Raw genomic sequence first — 22,045 nt, forward strand, 5'->3', positions numbered from 1 at the left:
ATATATTTAATACTTGTTATTTTTAATTGATTAATCACTTTTACGCTATATGTAGCGCACATTTCTACTATTTTCCAGTTGTTTGAGATTCATTACTAACAAAAGAAAAATGATAGCTGCCAGATGCAATTTCGCATTTTAACCTGTTATTGCTAGCGCCAAGCAGTTTAACTCCTTTAACACTTGAGATTGGCTTACCTCCCTCTTGAACATCCCGCTTATTAATTGTTGGCAAATAAACTGTTGCCGTGGTATTTACAGGTACTGTAATATTAAGCGTCAGCTTTTTGCCCGCTCTTTGCCATTCACATTTAATGTCCCCGCTAACGGATGAATAGGAGCCTTTTACCCAACTCAGGCTATTTAACATTTCGGGTTTTATAATAAACCGCCTAAAACCCGCTCCCTGTATATCCGGACTTATTCCTACCAGGTCATTGAAAAACCATTCGTTGATCTGGCCAGACATAAAATGATTTTGAGAGCCGAAATTACCAACTCCAGCATCCCACTTTTCTGTAAGGCTGGTAGCTCCCATTTTTAGCTGGTAACCGTATCCGGGACGTTCTGATTGATTATTCATATCATAAACCACATCCGACCGGCCTTCATCGGCTAATGCACGCAGCAAAAACCGGTAGCCAACCTCACCCGAAGTAAAGCTATTGTGGTTTTTACGGATATCATCTACAAGCGCGGTTAAAAGTTGATGCCTGTTTTCGGTATCGGCTATATCGAAAAATAAAGGCATCGCGCTGGTAGTTTGCGAACCGGTTGCGTATAAACCTTTTTGCTTGTTGTAAAACGTTTTATTAAAAGAAGCCCGTATCGCTTTACTGGCCTGATCAAAGCTTTCAGCATCCTTTTGATTGCCCAATACCCGCGCAATTTTACTCATGATCCAGTTATCGTAATAGTAAATTGCAGTACCTGTAAATGAAACAGGCGTTAGCTGCGATCCCCAGGGTTCTTTAGGACCTATATCATACCAATCTCCAAGTCCGGTATAAATGATGTTGTCTTTTGCTTCGCCTGATAAAAAAGCCATGTAGCGCTTCATCCTGTCATAATAGCGTTCCAACAATGAAATATCTCCCGAAAACAGGTATTGCTGCCAGGGCACAATGATAAATGAACTCCCCCACTCCGGCGAATTGCGAAACCCGTTTGTCAGTTCGTGTGATCCGGCGATAAAATACTCGGGAGCTATATTGGGTATCAATCCATTATCTAACTGGGCATCAGCCATATCGTTCATTGTTTTCCTGAATAGCTGCGCCATATCAAAATTGTATCTCAAAGAAGGCCCGTTTAAATGATTTTCTTCCAGCCACCCCATTTTTTCGCGTTGAGGGCAATCTGTCATAAAGCTCATCATATTACTCCTTTGAGCCCAGCGCACCAATCCGTAAATGTTGTTGAACAATTTATTTGAGCTGGCAAATTTCCCTATTGGCTGGGATGCGGAATGAACAACTATATAATTTAATTCTTCAACTTCAGGATATACACCATCAGCTGAAGGATACAACACAACCTGCAGATACCTTGCCCCCTGGTAAAAGAATTTTGGGAACCATTTTTCTTTGCCCTCGCCTTTGAGTGTATATTGCCACCAGGCAGGCCGAACGCCATCCTGGGTTGCCGAACTCCTATCCGCAAGTCCATTTGCGCCCAAAAGTTCTGACGGAATCATCCTTACCGATGAACCCTTAGGACCACTCACCCTAAGCTCTGGCATCATCGAAGCATTTTGGCCAAAATCATATATGTAAAGCTTATTACTTATCCTGTTTATTTTAGCCGGCGCAATGGTATCTATTGCAACAACCGGCGGTGCCGCACATGATAAACCTTTTAGGCTTCCCCCCGGGCCATCGGTTTCTATAGCAGAAACCCATTTATCTCCCGTTGAAAAGCCTGCCTGATCCCACCGGTCGGGTTCAAGACTGGCATTATAATCTTCGCCACCATAAAAATTTGAATATGTAACGGGGCCGGATGAAACATGCCAGCTTTTATCGGTACAAACGGTCTCTACAGTATTATCGTCATATACCAGCCTGAGTTGCGCGATAGCTTTTGCCGGCCCGAAAGTATTTAAAAACTTAACATACCTCAGGGTATCCGGCTGAATATTGTACATGCCATTCCCTAAAATAATTCCCAGGGCATTATCACCGTTTTTTATTTTATCGGTGATATCAAAAGTATCATATAGAACTGTTTTCCCGTAATTCGTCCAACCGGGGCTAAACAGGTAATTACTCGCTTTTTTACCGTTAATGGTTAGTTCATATGCCGATAAACCACTAACGGAGATCACCGCACTTACCAGGCGCTTTTTCACTTTGAATTCTTTTCTTAAAAGCACAGAGGAGTAATTGGGTATGGTTTTATAATCCTGTGGCCTATCTGTAAGATTGCTCTTTTTAAAGCCTTCACTTTCATAGCTGTCTGATGCTTCAACTTTTTGGCCCGCCGCTATATTTTTGCCGTTGTAAATAATTTCTATTTGCCTTAAAGCAAAGGCGTATCCCGCCCCTTCAGCCGCAAGTTTACTTACTGCTAATCTTACATACCTGCCGGTAGTATTACCCTTATAAATTCGCGCCGGGGCATACCTTTCAGCTTTAAAATCGCTGGCGGTATAATCGGCAATGGTAACTGCATTTTCAAATGACGATTTATCTGATACCTGCAATTTAAACCTGCGTGGAAAGGCATGTCCTCCCCTATCTGCATAAAACAAAGGGTATAACGCTACCTCAGAAAAAGGCTGGGACCGGGCAAGGTCAATCTGTACCCATTTTTCCGCCCTTTCAGATTCGGCGTTTGCAGATTTGTAACCAACTGAACTTAACGCATACTTATCCGCGCCATCGGCACTTATCCATTTGGCTTGCCAATCACCTGCTTTTAATATGCCCATCGTCCAACAGGCAGGTTTACTCCATGCAGAAATTTTACCCTGCTGATCCCATACCCGAACTTTCCACCAACATTTTTGATTAGATGTCAAAGATTTTCCTGCATAACTGATATACGCCATCCGGTCACTAATCACTTTCCCCGAATTCCAGAGGTCCGAGCCCTGCTTAAATTCCGGGGTGCCAGATACCATGATCTGATAGGCTGTTTGCCTTGTCCCCCGTTCATTTATGTGGCTATTGATCAGCATATAGCTTAAACCGGGTTTACCAACATCTATCCCCAGCGGATCATGACGAAGCTCGCAAGCTAACTTTACCGGGAATATTTGAGCATAAGCCGCCAATCCTATTATATTAAGAAAACATAAGACCATTATTTTTTTTCCCGGTAATTGCATTTACTAAAATCTGTTGATGAATATAAAAAAACAGTTTGTATCATAAAGATACATGGCAACAATAAGTTACCATGTATTTGATATTTAAATTAAAAATAGGGGATTAAGGGCAGCCTCGGAATTAGGTAATGGAACAACCCTTTTTGAGGAAAATCATCTTTTAATAGATTCATGATCTGGAACTAATTATGATTTAGGATAAAGGTTTTTTTGTTGGCCAGCCGGGCTATACGGCATTACACTTATTCCCGGTTTAAAGAGGTAAATTTTTCTCATAAATTTAAATTGGCTTTAATTGGCTTATAACTACCTGATATTCAATAATAGATAACTACCTGGTTTTACAAAATCAAATCTATCGTGAAGTGAGCGTTCAGAATTATCCTTTTTGATAAATAGGTTATACTTTCTGACAAAAAGATCGGGATGCTTTATTTTCAGCTTATTTAACCTTTTATTTGTATTGCCCAACCCAGCAAAAAAAGGGAACAGGATAAAACAAATCGTACTGTTTTTTCACAAACCAATTATTCAAATGACAAATTATTGTAAATACCTGCCCGTAAATCCGGAAGATGAAGCATGGGGTTTAACAATATTGAATGCGGGGTATACTCACATCCCTAAAGCGGCTATTTACCCAAGCAAGGACCATCCTTCCAATTATTATTTTACCTGGAAAAATGGCCGGGTGTTGCATGAATATCAAATCATCTATATAACCCAGGGCGAAGGAGTTTTTGAATCTGAGCATTGCAAACTAAAGCCTGTTGAAGAGGGTAGTATAATTTTACTATTCCCCAATGAGCGCCATAGGTATAAACCAAATGAAAAAACCGGCTGGCATGAGTACTGGATTGGCTTAAAAGGTCCTATTATGGAAAACATTATGCTAAATGAGTTTTTCAGCATCAATTCGCCAATAATAGATATTGGGCTTAAAGACCCCTTATTTAACCTGTTTACAGACATTATTGAGAAAACCAAAAGTGAAAAGCCCGGATATCAGCCTGCTATATCCGGCGCGGCAGTCCATTTGCTTGGAACCTTGTTTGCCGAAATTAAACAAGCCTCATTTGCAGACGAAGATAATATACAGCTCATCGTTGATCGTGCCCGTTTTTTGTTACGCGATCATATGAACCAACGCATTACACCCGAAGACGTTGCTAAAGAACTACAGGTAGGATATTCCTGGTTCAGGAAAGCTTTTAAAAAGTACACGGGGATGGCTCCAAATCAATACCTTATTCAACTCAAAATTCAACAGTCAAAAGAGTTGCTGTTAGTTCCTGAAAACTCAGTTAAAAGTGTTGCTTACCTCTTAAATTTTGAATCAATACCTTATTTCTCCAAGTTATTCAAGATAAAAACCGGGCTAACACCGCAGGATTACAGAAACAATGGCTTGAAAAAATACGGCACATAAACGAACCTTATTTTACAAAACCTTTTTTTGGGATGATTTTCAGATAGCAACCAACTAACGGTTTTCTGTTTATATGCGACCACAAAATTCAATACACCATCCTTTGACAACGAAGGACGATATACATTTCTTAACTTTCTATTAATTATGAGGCTTATAAGGAGCACTTTAACTTTTTTTATTTTATGCAGCGCTATATCCTGCCTACATGCCCAGGACATCAAATGGAACGAAATTGAACCTGGAATTTGGAAAGCAACTGTTGGCAAACCAGAAAGCTTTAATCTGCTAACAGCTTCGGGCGCTATTGCGTATCATGCCGGGTTAACAGATATGGGAGGTACGCCATTTCCGCTTTTGGAAACAGATATTTATGCTAAGGTAACTGATGGCAAAACGTACCTGCGTTTTCCGTTGGACCGGACCGAACAGTTGTACGGTTTTGGCCTGAATTTTAAAACTGTACAACAACGGGGCAAAATATTAACACTACACGTAGATAACTATGAAGGACGGGATAACGGGCGAACCCATGCCCCTACCCCATTTTATATATCATCAAAAGGGTACGGCGTTTTTATAAACAGTGCAAGGTATATTAAAATTTACGCCGGTTCGGCAGTAAGAACAGATAGTAAGAATCCTCCCGAAGTGCAGGACAGGAATACGAATGAAAACTGGTCGGCACGCCCCTACTCTGACGGCGTGGAAATGTTGATACCTGCCGAAGGGGTAGAAATTTATGTTTTAGGAGGTCCAACCATGCTTGATGCTGTGCGCCGGTACAACCTGCTTAACGGCGGCGGGTGCCTGCCGCCGCGCTGGGGACTTGGCTTTACACAACGGGTACAACGTTTGTCAAACGCCTCCGATGTAGCTAATGAAGCGAGGGCATTCAGTGAGCGTGGGTATCCGCTTGATTTTATAGGGCTTGAACCAGGCTGGCAAAGTAAATCATACCCATGCACTTTTGAATGGGATAAAATCCGTTTCCCAGATCCCCGTGCATTTGTTCAGGGAATGCTTAAACAGAAGATACGATTAAACTTGTGGACCAATCCATATATTTCGCCCGAAGCAACTATTTACAAGCAAATAGCGCCATATACAGGTTCGCATAGTGTTTGGGTAGGCGCAGTTACCGATATAACAATGCCCCAGGCCAGGAATATTTTCTTTGGCGAAATGTCAAAAAATAAGATAGATATAGGTATCAGTGGTTATAAAATTGATGAAGTTGACGGCGGAGACGAATACCTATGGCCCGATGTTGCTACCTTCCCTTCCGGACACAGCGCCGAGCAAATGCGACAAACCTATGGTTTAATGATGCAGCGTTACGTAACGCAAATATATCACGAGAAAAACGAGCGTACTTTCGGGCTTGTAAGGGCCTCAAATGGTGGTGGCTCATCGTTCCCTTTTGTTATCTACAATGATTATTATGATCATCGCGATTTTATTACAGCGCTTATTAATAGTGGTTTCGCCGGCGTGCTGTGGACTCCTGAGGTTCGGGATTCCAAAACAGGGGAAGAATGGCTGAGAAGATTTCAATCCAATATATTCTCGCCTATGGCTATGATTAACGCATGGGCAAGTGGCACCAAACCCTGGTCATTCCCGGAAGTTGCAGACCAGGTAAAACAATTGGCAACCCTGCGCATGAAAATGATGCCTTATTGGTACAGCGAATTTGCAAAATACCATTTTAAAGGTACCCCCGTTTTTAAGGCCATGGTATTGGAGCCAGGCTTTGCAAATAGCGAACAAAAAAATAGTGTAGATAACACAAACCTTAAAGAAAACCCTTACGGCAAATTAACAACAGAAGAAATTAAAGACCAATATATGGCAGGAGAATACCTGCTGGTAGCGCCAATGTTTACAGGCGAAACCACCAGGAAGGTCATTTTACCAAAGGGTAAGTGGTATGACTTTTATACCGGCAAATACGTGGGCAACGGCGAGGTGATCAGTGTTACTCCGGGTTTGGATAAGATCCCCGTTTATGTAAAAGATGGCGGAGTTATACCCATGATGCCGGTTATGTTACACGCGCCATCCAAAAATGAAAAGGTTAACCTGGAGATCCGCTATTATGGGGAAAAGCCAGGGCATTATTTATTATATGACGATGATGGCGAAACCTTTGACTACGAGAAAGGCGCATACTCTTTCAGAGAGATCAACATAGTTTCCAAAAATGGCATTTTAAAAGGTACACTTTCAGCACCCGAAAAAGGAAAACCTAACACTATTGGAAAGGTAACTTTTAAAAAGATGGAGTAACCTGCTGGTTCTTGATCATTAAAAAGAGTTTACAAGGGCTATTGAACAAATTGTTGTACGTGGGATGCTTATTAACATAGCTACATGCTATTTTGATTACTAATTATCAAAACAGATAAGCTAAATATCAAAATGGGTAATATGAAATATTGCAATCCACTTAGATTTGGCATCAGGTACCGTTATAACCAATAATAACCTATTTAATTCCACATCAAACCACTTTGTTCATTTTTTAAGCCCATAATCATTCCATGAGTTTTTTTAAACCTTTAAAATGCCTTTTGTCCGTATTTTTTGTTTTTTGGGGACCGATCACCCAAGCACAGCAGGATAAACCAACTACAGGCGGCAATGTCCAAAAGCAATCGTCCAACCCGGCAGAGGTATTTTTGTCTCCTCCGTTAAGTGCAAGCCCTGGAGTATTATGGATGTGGATGGGATCTAACCTAAGCAAAACCGGTATAACCAAAGACCTGGAGGCATTGAAAAAAGAAGGATTTAACAGCACAACGATGTTTAGTCTTGCTGATGCTACTACTCCCTGGGCAGGAGAAATTAAAAAAAGCCCAACTCCCGAAATTATTTCGTGGACCGAACCCTGGTGGAAAATGGTGCGTCACGCGGCAGAAGAATCAAAAAGGCTTGGAATGGACTTCGGGATGTTTAATGGACCTGGCTATGAATCAAGCGGTGGCCCATGGATAACTCCGGAAAACTCGATGCAGGAAATTTGCTGGTCAACAGATACAGTAACAGGTGGAGTATCTGATCATATTAAGCTCGCCCGCCCAAAAGTAAACCCACGAGGTCATACCCCCTACCCGGTTTATAATGAGGAAACTGGCCTTGTTGAAATTCCTAAAATCGCAGCGCGAAGTACCTATTATAAAGATATAGCTGTATTGGCTCTGCCAGTTAGCGGCATTGTACCTGCTGATAAAGTAATAGACCTTACCAGTAAAATGCAACCCGATGGTCAATTAAATTGGGAAGTGCCCGCCGGAAAATGGATTATATACAGGTTTGGCCATACTACAACTGGCACGTTAATACAACCCGCCCAATGGAAAGCAACCGGACTTGAATGTGATAAAATGAGCCGGGAGGCTGTAACCTTTCATATTGACCACGTTGTAGGCGAAATAAAAAAACACCTTGGCGACCTGATAGGTACAGGATTTAAAAGTGTTCATTTTGACAGCTACGAAGCTGGTTATCCTACCTGGACGCCAAAAATGAGCCAGGAGTTTGCTGCCAGAAGAGGGTACGAAATTACTAAGTACCTGCCAACATTTGCCGGCAGGATCATAGGGACAGACCGCCGCGATTCATCATTATTTGTAAACGATTTTAATGTAACTGTAAAGGATTTGTACAGGGATGTTTACTTCGCCATTATAGCGAAAAAACTACGCGAAGCAAACCTTATATTTTTATGCGAGCCCTATGGCGGCCCCTGGAGGCAGGATGAGGTGATGCCCTATGTAGAGCGGGTGATGACCGAGTTTTGGACTTTCGGCGGGAGATATTCACCTTATGAGCTTCAGCCAACTGTAGCCGCGTTAAGAAAATCAGGACAGAATATTATTGAGGCAGAAGCGTTCACCAGCGATCCGCACGATAGCAAATGGGATGAAACACCGGAATGGCTGAAACCAATGGGTGATGCCGCATTTTGCGACGGCGTAAACCGCATGGTAATACACCGCTTTGTACAGCAGCCCTGGGATGACAAATACAAACCAGGACTAACTATGGGAGAATGGGGTACCCACTTTGACCGTACCCAAACCTGGTGGGAACCCGGCAAAGCCATGATAAAATATTGGCAGCGTTGCCAGGCATTATTACAATGGGGTACAATTGCACTCCCATCGGCAAATGATTTTTTGGTAAGTCAATCTACCGGGAATATAGTCGTTAAGCACATTCATCGCAAGCAAAAGCTTGTTGATGTGTATTTTGTAGCCAACGTTTCGCGCAATGCGGGCAAAGCCGTTTGCAGCTTTAATGTGATGGATATGCAGCCCGAGTTGTGGGCCCCATTAACAGGTACCATCAGAGATTTGCCGAATTTTAAAGCAAATGGCGTTAACACAGAAATCCCTCTTGATTTTGATAAAGCACAAAGCTTTTTTATAGTATTCAGAAAAAAAGCAGTTACTAATACTGCAGCCTATAAAGAAAATTTTCTACCAAGAAAGGAAGCCCTTGCTATAAATGGACCGTGGGAGGTTAAGTTCGATAAACAATGGGGTGGTCCTGCAAAGCCGGTGACTTTTAAAACGTTGCAAGATTGGACCCAACAACCAGAAAAGGGTATTAAATACTTTAGCGGTACAGCTGTTTATAAAAAAACATTTGATGCGCCTTTAAACAACAGCACAGATTCGTTATACCTTGACCTGGGTGTGGTAAAACATCTTGCCCGCGTTATTTTAAACAATAAAGACCTGGGTGTTTTATGGACCGCCCCCTGGAGTGTAAAACTACCAGCCAATTTATTAAAGCCAAAGGAAAATACACTTGTTATTGAAGTTACCAATGTATGGGCCAACCGTCTCATTGGCGATGAGCAGGAACCCGCTGACACAGAATGGCTGCCCGGCCACCGCGAAGGTCATTTTTTAAAAGAATTTCCGGATTGGTTCCTTAATAACCAAAGCAGGCCATCAAAAGGGCGTTACTGTTTTACAACCTGGAATTATTTTGATAAAAACTCGCCGTTGATATCCTCGGGTTTGCTTGGCCCGGTAACTATTACCAGTGAATAATTTTAATTCTTTTTAATAAATAAAATATATGAGCCGAAGTGTTAAAAATGTTTATGTATGTGGTTTATTGCTATTCGCGTCGCTAAAAATATCCGCCCAGGTCGCAGTATCGGCTTTACGGTGCGAATACAGGGATGCGCCTATGGGCATCAATACACCAAATCCGCAGCTTAGCTGGCTTTTGTCATCTAAAACCCAAAATGTTAAACAAACTGCCTATCGCATATTGGTTGCTGATGATCCATTGCTGTTGCAGAAAAACGAGGGAAACATTTGGGACACCAGGAAAACGGCGTCCGATCAATCCATACAAGTTATTTTCTCAGGCAAAAAATTAACAGCTGCAAAGGTTTATTACTGGAAATTGATGGTTTGGGATAATCATGGTAAACCATCGGCCTGGAGCAAGCCTTCAGCATGGCAAATGGGTTTATTAACTGCCGATGACTGGAAGGGTGCAAAATGGATTGCCTATGAAAAAATCCCCGATTCATTGCGTATTGTGCCCGCAATAGCTAACCCGGATGATAGCAGGTGGAATAAAGGCAAAGGTATTTTACCCTTGATGCGCAAGGAGTTTAGCGTAAACAAGGAAATTAAAAAGGCGACTATATTTATTACCGGCCTTGGTCAGTTCGATTTGAGTATCAACGGCAAAAAGGTTGGCGACCATTTTTTAGACCCAGGCTGGACCCAGTATGATAAGCATGCTTTATACGTTTCTTTTGATATTACTAACAACCTGGTAAAAGGCAATAACGTGTTTGGAGTGATGCTGGGGAATGGTTTTTATTACATCCCCGGCGAGCGCTATCATAAACTGAAAGGTGCTTACGGCTATCCCAAAATGATATGCCGTACATTAATTGAATACAAAGACGGTACAACAGAGAATATGGTGAGTGATGAAACCTGGAAGACTGCTCCTGGCCCCGTTACGTTTTCGAGCATTTATGGCGGCGAGGATTACGATGCCACCTTATACCGCGAGGGTTGGGATAAAACGGGGTTTAATGATACGCAGTATAGAAAAGCGGTTGTGGTATCTGGTCCGCCGGTACTTGAAGCACAGGCAGAGGAACCGTTAAAGATATTTGATCAGTTTACAGTTAAAAAAATTACGCAACCCAAGCCAGGGGTTTGGGTATATGATATGGGCCAAAATGCATCGGCCATTCCGCAAATAACGGTAAAAGGCAAGCGTGGAGCTGTTATAAAAATTACACCTGCCGAGTTATTGGATGATAACGGATTGGTTATGCAGGCACCCGTTGGAAGCCCTGTTTATTTTAATTATACGCTTAACGGCCAGGGTACAGAAACATGGCATCCGCAGTTTATGTATTATGGTTTCCGCTATGTTCAGGTTGAAGGCGCGCTGCCTGCAGACCAGGCCGGGAGTTCGCAACTGCCTGCCATTGTAGAAATCAAGAGCCTCCATACCCGCAATAGCGCTGCTACAATTGGATCATTCAACTGTTCAAATGAATTGTTTAATAAAATATTTAAGCTGATTGATTGGGCTATAAAAAGCAATACAGCCAGTGTTTTTACCGATTGCCCTCACCGGGAAAAGCTTGGTTGGCTGGAAGAAGCGCACCTGGTTGGCAGCTCAATACATTATAACTATGATATAGCTACGCTTTGCCGCAAAGTGATAAAGGATATGATAAACGCGCAAACCAAAGATGGCTTAATACCAGATATAGCGCCCGAGTTTGTGCAGTTTGGTGGTGGTTTCCGCGATTCGCCGGAATGGGGAAGCAACGGTATTATTTTGCCCTATTATGTTTACCAATGGTATGGTGATAAACAAATATTGCAGGAAAGTTATGATATGATGACCCGTTATGTTACCTACCTTGAAAAAAAATCAAAGGGCCATATCCTGTACTTTGGTCTTGGCGATTGGTATGATATAGGGCCGAGGGATTTGGGGCCGTCCCAGTCAACGCCATCAGGAATAACCAGTACCGCTATTTATTATTATGATTTAACACTGCTATCAAAAATTGCCCGGATACTAAACAAGCCCGAAGATGAAAAAAGATATGCTGCTTTAGGCACCGAGGTAAAAATGGCTTACAACAAAACCTTTTTTAATCCGCAAACAAGCCAGTACGGTACAGGTAGCCAGGCTGCAAACGCTATGTCGGTGTATATGGGGTTGGTTGCGCCCGGGTATAAAAACAAGGTGGTGGCCAACATTGTACAGGATATTCGTAACCACAACAACGGAATTACAGCGGGCGATATTGGTTACCGCTATTTATTAAGGGTATTGGATGATGCGGGCCGATCCGACGTGATATTTGATATGAATAACCGGTCAGACGTGCCGGGTTATGGTTACCAGATTGCGCAGGGAGCGACATCGCTTACCGAATCATGGCAAGGGAACCGCATATCCAGCAATAACCATTTTATGTTGGGCCATTTAATGGAATGGTTTTACAGTGGCCTTGGGGGCGTCAGGGCAGATACCGGATCAATAGGCTTCCGCCATATCATCATTCGCCCCGAACCCGTAGGTGATGTAGACGAGGTGAAAGTAAATTATCAATCCCCGTATGGTAATATTAGTAACGAATGGAAAAAAACAACCGCTACGTTTTATATGAACACAACTATCCCGGTTAATGCCAGCGCAATTATTTATTTACCGGCCAAAAAAAATAGTTTAATCAGGGAAAGTGGTAAACGCATAAGCACCAATAAAAATATAAAGCTTTTACGATTTGAAAATGGCAAAGCGCTCATTGAAGTGGGATCCGGCAATTACTCCTTTTCCGTAATTGATAAATAGCAAAATGAAAAGGGTATTGCAGGAAGAACAAGACGCTCGTAACACCTTTGCGTATAACACGTTCTACGATTTTGTCATAGTATCAATTTAAACCAAGTCGCAGCAAAGATTGCTGATAGCCCTTTATCTTTCTCATGTGTAAGCGTTAAGGTTGTTGCATTATGAAGGAGCGGCAAAATGCTGAGGCGCTATAATTAAACGTTTGAGCACACTACCTGTTAATGCATCAGTTGATTTCTCATCACTGGTAAAGCATACATTGTCGCTATTGCATTACTTTGCCCTTTCCCAGGCACTTGTCCGGCCCAATAAAGACATACCAACGTATCCCCTGATATTCAGCTTAGTACCCTTTAGTTTCAAGGGTACAGCTGTATATTTCACCTCTGGGTTTAAAACATTGTGTTGAACAAGCGGCAACTTTATTTAATTTTAATAACGACTTTTCCTTTGGCCCGTCCGCTTTCAACATAAGTGATTGCTTCTTGGATCGATTCGAACGGAAAAACTTTATCTACAACAGGTATGATAGTACCGGAATTTATAAGAGAAGTGATCTCCTTTAGCTGGGCCCCGCTTGCCTTCATGAACAGAAAGGAAAAGCCCACATTAAGCTGTTTGGCTTTTTTTCTTGCTCCGGCGCTCAAAAGGCGCATGATTAATTTTACGTACCAGGGGGCTCCGATTTCTTCTGCAAAGTCCCGATCAGGCGGGCCAGAGATCGAAATGAGTTTTCCACCCGGTTTTAACACACGCAGCGATTTTTCGAGCGTCTTTCCATCCTGGCTATTCAAAACCAGGTCGTACCCATACAGCACTTTCTCAAAGTCATCTTTCTTATAGTCGATAACCACATCTGCTCCGAGGCTTTTAACCAGCTCGGTGTTAGCTCCACTTGTAGTGGTAGCCACGGTAGCACCCAAATGTTTCGCCAGTTGAATGGCAAATGTGCCCACGCCACCGGAGCCTGCCTGTATGAATACTTTTTGCCCTTTTTTCAGGTTCCCTTTTTCGATCAGTGCCTGCCAGGCGGTCAGGCCCACCAGCGGGATAGATGCGGCTTCTTCCATGCTCAGCCTTTTCGGCTTAAGCGCTAAATCAGCTTCCTTAACAGCAATAAAATCCGCAAAAGTTCCAATCCGATGATCTGCCGGTCGCGCATAAACCTCGTCCCCAATTTTAAATTGTTGCACCCGGGCCCCAACCCTGGTCACAACACCTGCCACATCATGGCCCAAAACAAACGGGGTTTTATACGGTAAAATGAGTTTGAACTCCCCGTTGCTGATTTTGGAATCCAGGAGGTTGATACCGGCAGCGTGTACTTCCACCAATACTTCATCTGCCTGCGGTTCCGGTACAGGCATTTGCCCGATGCGTCCGCCATCCTTGCTTTTGTACTTGTCTATAATGAATGCTTTCATTTTTTTATTTTATATGTTTGATGAGAATGGTTTCTACGATTGTAATAGTCCGTAACTTTTCTTGGGATTAACCAACCCAAAAGCTATTCCTGGAAAAAGCCGGTTGACGATAAACAATGCTTTTGTATCACCTACACGGATGGTAAACTGATCCTTCTTGATACCTGCAATAAGCGCCTTTACCAGACCTTCTGTAGTCATTTTTTTGCCGTTCCTGTCAGCCGTCATTTCTGTAGCCACAACAGGAGGCAAAAGTTCAAATACTTTCAGGTTGCTGTTTATAATTTGCAGGTGCTTTCTCAATGTTTCTGTGTAAAACCGCAATGCTACTTTAGAAGCCGAGTAAGTTGCTTCCAGTAATGATGGAACATAACTGAGTATGGAAGTTGTGTTGATAATGGCGCCTTCCGCCCTTGATTTCAGCATATCTAGGAAAAGGTTATTAAGCCGGATCACCCCCAGGTAATTGACGTTCATTTCATACGCCGCGTCTTCAATATGCTGATCATTTGCTATTCCCAGGTTGATAGGGGCAGTTAACACTCCTGCGTTATTATATAAAATGTCTATACCGCCCAGTTGCTGTACCTGGGTTAAAAGCTTTTGGGCGTCACCCGCATCCGACACATCACTTTTAATGGCCGTGATAGCAGGATACAGTTTCTTTGCTTCATTTAACTTTTCCTGGTTTCTGCCGGTGATGATGACATTTGCGCCATTGGCTAAAAATTGTTTTGCTGCTTCCAGCCCGATACCTGATGCACCTCCTGTGATCAATACCGTTTTTCCTTTTAATTGCATGATTTTATTTCTTTTACTAAGTCTATTTAATATCGTTTTTGCTGACTATGATAATTGAACTAGCGTTGGATAATCCGTATAACCTTTTTCTCCCGGCGTGTAGAAAGTCAACGGGTCGGCCTGGCTGAGCGGCGCGTTTGATTTAAAGCGCTCAACAAGATCAGGGTTGGCAATAAAGGGAACCCCAAATGATACCAGGTCGGCATCACCATCATTCAATACCTGGCTGGCTGTTGCTTTGTTAAATCCACGGTTAATAATAATAGTGCCGTCATAAAGCGGGCGGTAGCGTTTGGCAACTTCTTCAATAGCCCAAGGATTGCCCGATACATCGGTAAAAGGTTCGGTCAGGTGCAGGTAAGCCAGGTCGTATTCATTCAATTTGGCAATGATGTAATCGTGCACAGCCACGGTTTCCTCGTCTAGCATCATACCCTGGATACCGTGAAGAGAAGGGTTTAATCTTACGCCTACTTTCCTTATGTCCATCACCGTGTGCAGTTCATCCAGGATGTCGAATAATATGCGCGCACGGTTCTTGATAGAGCCGCCGTATTGATCCTGGCGTTTATTGGAATAAAGATTGAAAAACTGGTGCAGCAGGTAACCATTGGCTGCATGCAGTTCAACACCGTCGAAACCCGCCTCCACCGCGTTTGCGGCAGCCTGTTTAAAATCATGGATGGTCTTTTTGATTTGCCCCGGTGTCATCGCCCTGGCATCTACCGTGTCCTTAAACCCTTCGGGCGTGAAAGCCTGGGCCAGGGGATTGAGTGCTGATGGTGCCAGCGGAAGCTCGCCGTCAAGCAGATCGGGGTGCGATAATCGTCCCACATGCCATAATTGGGCGAAAATCTTCCCGCCCTGCTGATGCACCGCATCTGTAACCAGTTTCCAGCCTTCAACCTGTTCTGCTGTATAAATTCCGGGTACATTAAGGTACCCTACAGCTTCACGGCTTACATAAGTTCCTTCAGTGATGATCAGGCCGGCAGAAGCGCGCTGCTGATAATAGAGTGCCGTCAGTTCTGTAGCCACATTGCCCGGATTAGCTGAACGGCTGCGGGTCATCGGTGCCATTACCATGCGGTTGCTCAGAGAAAGGCCATTTAAATTATATGGCTCGAAAATTATTTGATCATTCATTGTTTTGCTTTTAAATTGTACCAGGAAGCAGGTTTGCAGCCCTGGTTCATCGTTGTTTATTTGTTATTTTATACCTTTTAGTATATTTTTTATCGTTCTGATTGCTTGTCGTCTTTACTAAATAATGTCTGCGGAAGCGGACCGAGTACACTGTTGAAAAATAGCGCCCGTGTTTACAAAAAAACCTTTTAGTATATTTTATATTAAAAAAAATTATATCGCATAACTTTCTAACTCCGCTTTCAGGCTCCTGAGCAAACCGGCCATCGGCTTTGCCGTATTCATCGCCCTGCACATCACAACTGCTCCCTCAACTGCCGACACCGCTTTGAACGCATAGACAGCCGGATCAAGCTGGTCAGAAAATTCACCGACGGCAATGCCCTGGTTTAAAATACTCACAAACAATTCCTGTCCATGTCGGATGACTCCAGCTATCTTTTCTTTAATAGCCGGAAAGTTATCATCGGATTCCACCGCAATGTTAAATACAGGACATCCGCCTTTAAGGTAAGTATTCAAGGGATCTTTATAAAAATCGAGAAAAGCAAATACCTTAGCCTTCGCTGTTTTACCTTTGCTAATAGTTAACAACATTTTCTCGCCGTTAGTATTCAGCATGAAATCAACAACCTGTAAGGCAAGGTCTTCCTTTCCTTCAAAATGACCGTAAAGGCATCCTTTAGTCAATTTTGTGGCAGCAAGCACGTCGTCTATATTAGCGCCGGATATTCCTTTCTGATTAAAGATAGGCGCTGCTGTTTCCAGGATGAATTGCTTTGTTCTTTCGGCTTTAGTAAGCATGTCAATAGATTTTACGATACTAAAATATACTAAAAAGTTTAATTAAAAAGACTTTTTAGTATATTTTATTCTTTATGATAGGAGGATGACAATCATGGTGGTCCTGAAAATTAACTGAAGTCGAGCTACCTGAATAACCTGCTTAACAATAGGTTATAAACTGAGCCGTTTGCTTTTACTTATTATAATTTGCGAGAACACGACGCCCATCATTGGTAATTATGCCGTTTATAAATAACTGGAGCGCTTCAAATATATCAGCCGCGGTTCTTACAGTATTATTAAACAGGTAAAAGTCTGCTACCGATATATAGATGCCCGCAGTGGCCGGCACATCCAGACCAGTCCGGTACAATCCCATTGCAATGCCATTTGATAAATTTGATTCAATAACCGCCTTTAGGTGATTGATTTTAAATTCATGGAACGCTTTCATGGCCCTCGGGTACCTTTTCAACATCATGTCGTTAAAAAGGTACCGTAAGACGATCAAATGTTTAAAAAGACCTTGCTGAAAAACCAACTCCTGCACCGGGTCATCCGAGGCGTCGGTATTTGAGCTGATGATATTTTTAGATTGTCCTATCAGCTGGTCAACAACAGCTTCGACAAGGATTCCCTTATTGGCAAAACATTGGTAAACGGTTTTCTTTGACATACCGGCAGTACTTGCCAGTTCATCCATCGTTACACTGATAATACCGTGGTTGATAAAAAGCTCAATAGCAATATCAATCAGACGTTTTCTTTTATCTACCATTCCGGTTGCTTTAGTTGTTGACGGCTAACGCTTCAAGGATACTGTTTCTTAAGCTGGCTTCAGGGCTGATTTTCTGTTTTCGCAGTAACATAATTATATACCGCTGACCTTACACAAAAATCGGCAAATGCGGTAGCAACTGTGCTTGATGCCTGCTGGTAAGCAGTCTGAGCATCCAGTACCTCAGAAATGGTGGCCAAACCAGCCTTGTAATTATCCTGGTTAACTTTCAGATTTTCGGTAGCCTGTTCCAGGTTGTCTTTTGCATAGCTGATCTGCGTAAGCTGGTCCTGCATATCATACCAATAGCGTATTATGCCCACTCTCAGCTGGTTTTGTCCATCCCGGAAATCATTTTGAGCTATTTGCTCATTGATCCTTTGCTTCTGCATCTTTTGCTTACCCCGGCCCCATAAACCGCTGGAGATAGGAATACTTAAAGTGACAAAACTGGCGGGTGCAAAATTACTCCCGATCCCGCTGTTGATCGATCCCGTCTGCGATGCACTTAAACCGACTGCCAGGCTCGGCAGGTTGTCGGCACCCGCTAACCGGGTCTGTAGTTTTTCACCCACTATGCGTTTGGTTAATAACTGATAATTGGCATTGCGGGCCAAATTGGTATCGGGCTGCAAGGCAGGCAATACAGGGGTGCCGTTTTTATTAAGGGTGTCCTGCATCACCATGAGTGAATCAAAGGCAATGCCGGTGTACATAGAAAAATCCAGCAGGGCCACCCGGCGGCCATTTTGCAGCTTGCTTTTATTAACCAGCAACTGGCTAAGCTGAACTTTTACTTTGAGCAGATCGTTCCGGGCAATCAATCCGGATGCCAGCATATCTTTCTGCGTTTTTAGTACTGCGTTAAGCAATGTTTCATTGACCTGTATGGTTTTCTGTTGTTCCTGTATGTTTACCAGGTTCCAGTATTTCTGCTCGGTAAGCAATATTACAGAATCTGCTGACTGTTTTTTCCTGATCTGGCTAACCTGTAGCTGCAATGCCGCTAACTGGTTACCCGTTTTAATTTTGCCGCCAGCATACAGAGACTCCGTACCGGTTACGCCAAACAGGTAAAAGTTATTGATACCTTTTTCCAATAATGGCGGCGCGGCCGATACGAAGTCTTTAAACCCGAATAAACCCACCCCGGTTGCGCTGACCGATGGGAGATAATCTGACTTGGCTGCAGCCACATCGGTTTTTGCAGAGCTTATCCTCAGCTCACCATTTTTTAAAGCGTAACTGTAGGCTATGGCAGCCTGTTTACTTTCCTGCAGGGATATGATATGCTGCTGGGCCCCGGCCTGCAGACATGTAAAAGTGAATATTGATAATAGGAATGTTTTCATGATAATGAGCTTATGCAGTTACAAGTTCCGGTGTTTTGCTTTCCGGATGCTTTTGATCCTCCTTGCGGAAGAACAGCCAGTATAGCGTTGGCAGCACGAATAGAGTCAGCAACATGGATAACAGTAACCCGAAACAGATCACAGTACCCAACGGCCCCCATAAGGATGACCTGCTGATCACCATCGGTATTACACCCACAGCCGCTGCCGAAGAGGTTAAAAAGATTGGCCGCATCCTGCGTTCGGCAGAAAGCTTTGCAGCTTCAAAAACAGATTTACCCTCATGTAATCGTAGTTCTTCCGCAAAATCTATCAGGATGATACCATTACGAACTACAATTCCGCAGAGCGCAAGTAAACCGAGGAATGACGTAAAGCCAAAGGGATAGCCCATAATAAAAAGGCCAAAAGAGGCACCCAATAAGCTTAATGGCATAGTGGTAATACTCAATAGGGCATGTTTAAGGTGTTTAAAGTGCCATAATAAAATCAGGAATATCAATATGATACTTACACCAAGCGCGATACCCATTGGGCCCTGGTTCTCTCCCTGCAATTCCAGTTCGCCCCCGTAACGCAGGTCAACGCCGGCGGGAAGTTTTATTTTTTCGATGGCCGGTTGCAGTTCCAGCAATACGGCATTGGCAACAGCTTCCTGGGTTACGTCCATACGTACTGTCAGCGTACGTACACTGTTTCTGCGGGCAATCTGGCCATCATTCCACTCCGGGTTTACGTCTGCAACCTGCCTTAAAGGGATCAGGGATTTAGTTTGTGGGGCTACGATATTCAGGTCACGCAGGGCTGAAAGGTCACTCCGGGACGCTTTAGGCGATTTTATCTTTACATCTATGGCGTAATTGTTTTCCCAAACTTGTGTTGCTGTAATACCTTCTGAATGCATGGCTACTGCGTTGGCGATATCACTCTTGCTTAATCCAAGCCGTGCAGCTTCCGCTGTTTTTACATCTATTTTAAGGGTTGGCTGGATCTCGTTATAATCTGTCCGGGCCCAGGTAACCTGTTTATGCGTTTTACCAATGGCTAAAACCTGGTTAGCTACCTGTTTTAAGGCTGAAATATCATTTCCGCTGATCCTTACCTCGATAGGTGCCAGCGCATTGATCATGTTTAATTGTTTCATCCGAACATAAGCAGCCGGAAACAGGTTACTGTATTTATGCTGATAGTCAACAATTACCTCTGCGGTTGCGTCTTCAGATACTGTTTTGATCAGGATCTGTGCATAATTTTTTGATGGAAGATTTGGCGCATATACCGAGTGGAAACGCGGTGAACTACTGCCGATAAAGCTGGTATAATTAAGAATACGTTTATCCTGCTTTAATATCTTTTCCATTCCCTTCACCACGCTATCCGTTTGCGAAAGCCTGTAGCCCGATGGCAGGTAGATCTCCATTGCAAATTGGTTTCGCTCTACTTTAGGAAACAACTGTTGCGGCAGTACTCCCATAATCCCTATGCCGATCACTACTGACAGCACCGCAAAAAATACGGTTAGCTTGTAGTGTTTCATGGAATTGCCGATGTGGTTATTAAAGAAATCCTGTAATCGGTCCAGGAAAGATCTTTTTTCATCCGCCTTATTATGCAGCAAGCCTTTTTTGATGAACAGCGTATTGAAAAACGGCACTACCATCATGGAGATGATCAGCGACAGTGTCAAAGCGATCATGATCGTTACCGGGAACAGGCGGATAAAATCTTTTGCCGTACCGGTCATAAAAAATGCCAGTGGTACAAAGGTTGCTGATATGGCCAGCGTAGCAGTAAACACTGATGGAAACAATTCCTTGGCGCTGCTAATGGCGGCATCCCAAACGGACATGCCGTGGTCCAGCTTTTCTACGTGGTTATCAATTACCACAATAGGGTCATCAACCACAATCCCCAGTACCACAATCAACGCTGCAAGCGTAACGGTGTCCAATTCTATACCGGTCATATACATAATCCCCAGCGTTGCGGCTATGGTAATCGGTATAGTTGCGGCTGCAACCGCGGCAACCCTAAAAGGAAGCAAGAGTAAGGCAACGCACACCACGCCGATAAGCGCAAAAGCAAACTCTTTCATAAAGTGGCTGATCGAATCATCCACCACCTCCGGCTGATCGGCCAGTTTTACCAGTTGAATATCGGGCGGCAGGTGCTGCTTTACTTTTTCGATATGTTCTTCCAGTTCTTTACCAAACTGCACAATGTTTTTGCCGGTGATCATTTCCAGCGATATCACGATGGATTTGGTACCGTTTGATGTTACATAGCTGTCCGGCTCGTCATATTCACGTTTCAGGCTAGCTACATCACGAAGGCGCACCGAATTGCCGTTAGCGTCCTGCCGGATGATCTGTTCGGCAAGTTCGGCCTCGGTTTTATAATAGGTGCTTAAATGAATAGGCTCATCTACCACCTTTCCTTCTACTTTACCGGTGGCGTTAATAGCGCCTTCATTTTGCAGCACCTGCATCACATTATTGACCGATATCCCCTTTTGCAGCAGTTTATTATTATCTACATAAACGGTAATCTGCTCGTTCAGGTTGCCGGTATGGGATATCTTGGCAACATCCTGTACCTGCCTCAGTTCTGCCTCTATGTCTTCTACATTACGGAGCAGTTCTTTATAGGGCCGTGTCTTGGATTCTACGGACAAAAGCATGGCAGAGGTATTACCGAAATCACTATCGATATAGAAGCCTTTAACTTCTTTCGGAAGCTGGCTTTGCAGGATCAGCATCCCGTTTTTGATTTTGTTCCAAAACGCTTTGGTTTGGATAGCATTTTGGTTATCCGCTACCTCCACAAAGATGTACATTACGCCATCCCGCGAAAAGGAGTAAGTTTTTTTCTTGTTAACTTCGTTATTACTAAAAAGATATTCTTCTACTTTTTTTGTCAGCTGCTCTTCTACCTGTTTTGATGAAGCGCCGGGGTATTGCCCTACGATGAGACCCTGCCTGATGGTGAAATCCGGAAATTCGTTTCGTGGCATATTGAAAAGCCCGGATAAACCAAGCAGTACGAGTATGGCCGAAAGCGCAAGCGGGAATACATGGTACTCCATGGCCCATTCAATTAAATTTGAGTTCTTTTTCATGATAT

General features: G+C 43.2%; 12 protein-coding genes. 4 read left to right on the forward strand and 8 right to left on the reverse strand.

Annotation, left to right across the window (positions count from 1 at the left end; all coding sequences use genetic code 11):
* Positions 1-67: 67 nt before the first annotated feature.
* Complete coding sequence (locus tag Q0R88_RS08780) at positions 68-3,307, reverse strand: family 78 glycoside hydrolase catalytic domain (RefSeq protein WP_295715136.1); 3,240 nt, start codon at positions 3,305-3,307, stop codon at positions 68-70.
* Between the two features lie 559 nt (positions 3,308-3,866).
* On the opposite strand from Q0R88_RS08780, the gene Q0R88_RS08785 reads away from it, so the two are divergent.
* The 4 genes from Q0R88_RS08785 to Q0R88_RS08800 all read left to right on the forward strand — a co-directional run bounded on the left by Q0R88_RS08785 (position 3,867) and on the right by Q0R88_RS08800 (position 12,635).
* Positions 3,867-4,760, forward strand: coding sequence for an AraC family transcriptional regulator (locus Q0R88_RS08785; protein WP_295715137.1), 894 nt, complete (start codon positions 3,867-3,869; stop codon positions 4,758-4,760).
* Between the two features lie 147 nt (positions 4,761-4,907).
* Positions 4,908-7,052, forward strand: a complete 2,145-nt coding sequence (locus Q0R88_RS08790; RefSeq protein WP_295715139.1) for a TIM-barrel domain-containing protein — start codon at positions 4,908-4,910, stop codon at positions 7,050-7,052.
* 254 nt (positions 7,053-7,306) lie between these two features.
* On the forward strand, positions 7,307-9,829 hold the full coding sequence (locus Q0R88_RS08795; RefSeq protein WP_295715141.1) for a glycosyl hydrolase: 2,523 nt from the start codon (positions 7,307-7,309) through the stop codon (positions 9,827-9,829).
* 28 nt (positions 9,830-9,857) lie between these two features.
* Entirely contained in the window at positions 9,858-12,635 is a 2,778-nt protein-coding gene (locus tag Q0R88_RS08800) for an alpha-L-rhamnosidase (protein WP_295715143.1), read from the forward strand.
* A 422-nt stretch (positions 12,636-13,057) separates the two neighbouring features.
* Here Q0R88_RS08800 and Q0R88_RS08805 read toward each other — a convergent pair whose 3' ends face one another.
* From Q0R88_RS08805 to Q0R88_RS08835, 7 genes are all read right to left on the reverse strand, one after another.
* On the reverse strand, positions 13,058-14,059 hold the full coding sequence (locus tag Q0R88_RS08805; protein WP_295715145.1) for an NADP-dependent oxidoreductase: 1,002 nt from the start codon (positions 14,057-14,059) through the stop codon (positions 13,058-13,060).
* A gap of 33 nt (positions 14,060-14,092) precedes the next feature.
* Entirely contained in the window at positions 14,093-14,860 is a 768-nt protein-coding gene (locus Q0R88_RS08810) for an SDR family NAD(P)-dependent oxidoreductase (protein ID WP_295715147.1), read from the reverse strand.
* A gap of 45 nt (positions 14,861-14,905) precedes the next feature.
* Complete coding sequence (locus Q0R88_RS08815) at positions 14,906-16,006, reverse strand: alkene reductase (RefSeq protein ID WP_295715149.1); 1,101 nt, start codon at positions 16,004-16,006, stop codon at positions 14,906-14,908.
* Positions 16,007-16,219: 213 nt separating this feature from the next.
* Positions 16,220-16,810 carry a TetR/AcrR family transcriptional regulator gene (locus Q0R88_RS08820; RefSeq protein WP_295715151.1) on the reverse strand — a complete coding sequence of 197 codons (591 nt, stop codon included), beginning with the start codon at positions 16,808-16,810 and terminating at the stop codon, positions 16,220-16,222.
* Between the two features lie 175 nt (positions 16,811-16,985).
* On the reverse strand, positions 16,986-17,570 hold the full coding sequence (locus Q0R88_RS08825) for a TetR/AcrR family transcriptional regulator (RefSeq protein ID WP_295715152.1): 585 nt from the start codon (positions 17,568-17,570) through the stop codon (positions 16,986-16,988).
* A gap of 59 nt (positions 17,571-17,629) precedes the next feature.
* Positions 17,630-18,922, reverse strand: a complete 1,293-nt coding sequence (locus Q0R88_RS08830) for a TolC family protein (protein ID WP_295715154.1) — start codon at positions 18,920-18,922, stop codon at positions 17,630-17,632.
* Positions 18,923-18,932: 10 nt separating this feature from the next.
* A complete protein-coding gene (locus Q0R88_RS08835; protein WP_295715157.1) occupies positions 18,933-22,040 on the reverse strand; it encodes an efflux RND transporter permease subunit in 3,108 nt (1,035 codons plus the stop codon).
* Positions 22,041-22,045 lie beyond the last annotated feature (5 nt).

The sequence above is a fragment of the Mucilaginibacter sp. genome, assembly GCF_025362475.1.
Lineage (GTDB): Bacteria > Bacteroidota > Bacteroidia > Sphingobacteriales > Sphingobacteriaceae > Mucilaginibacter.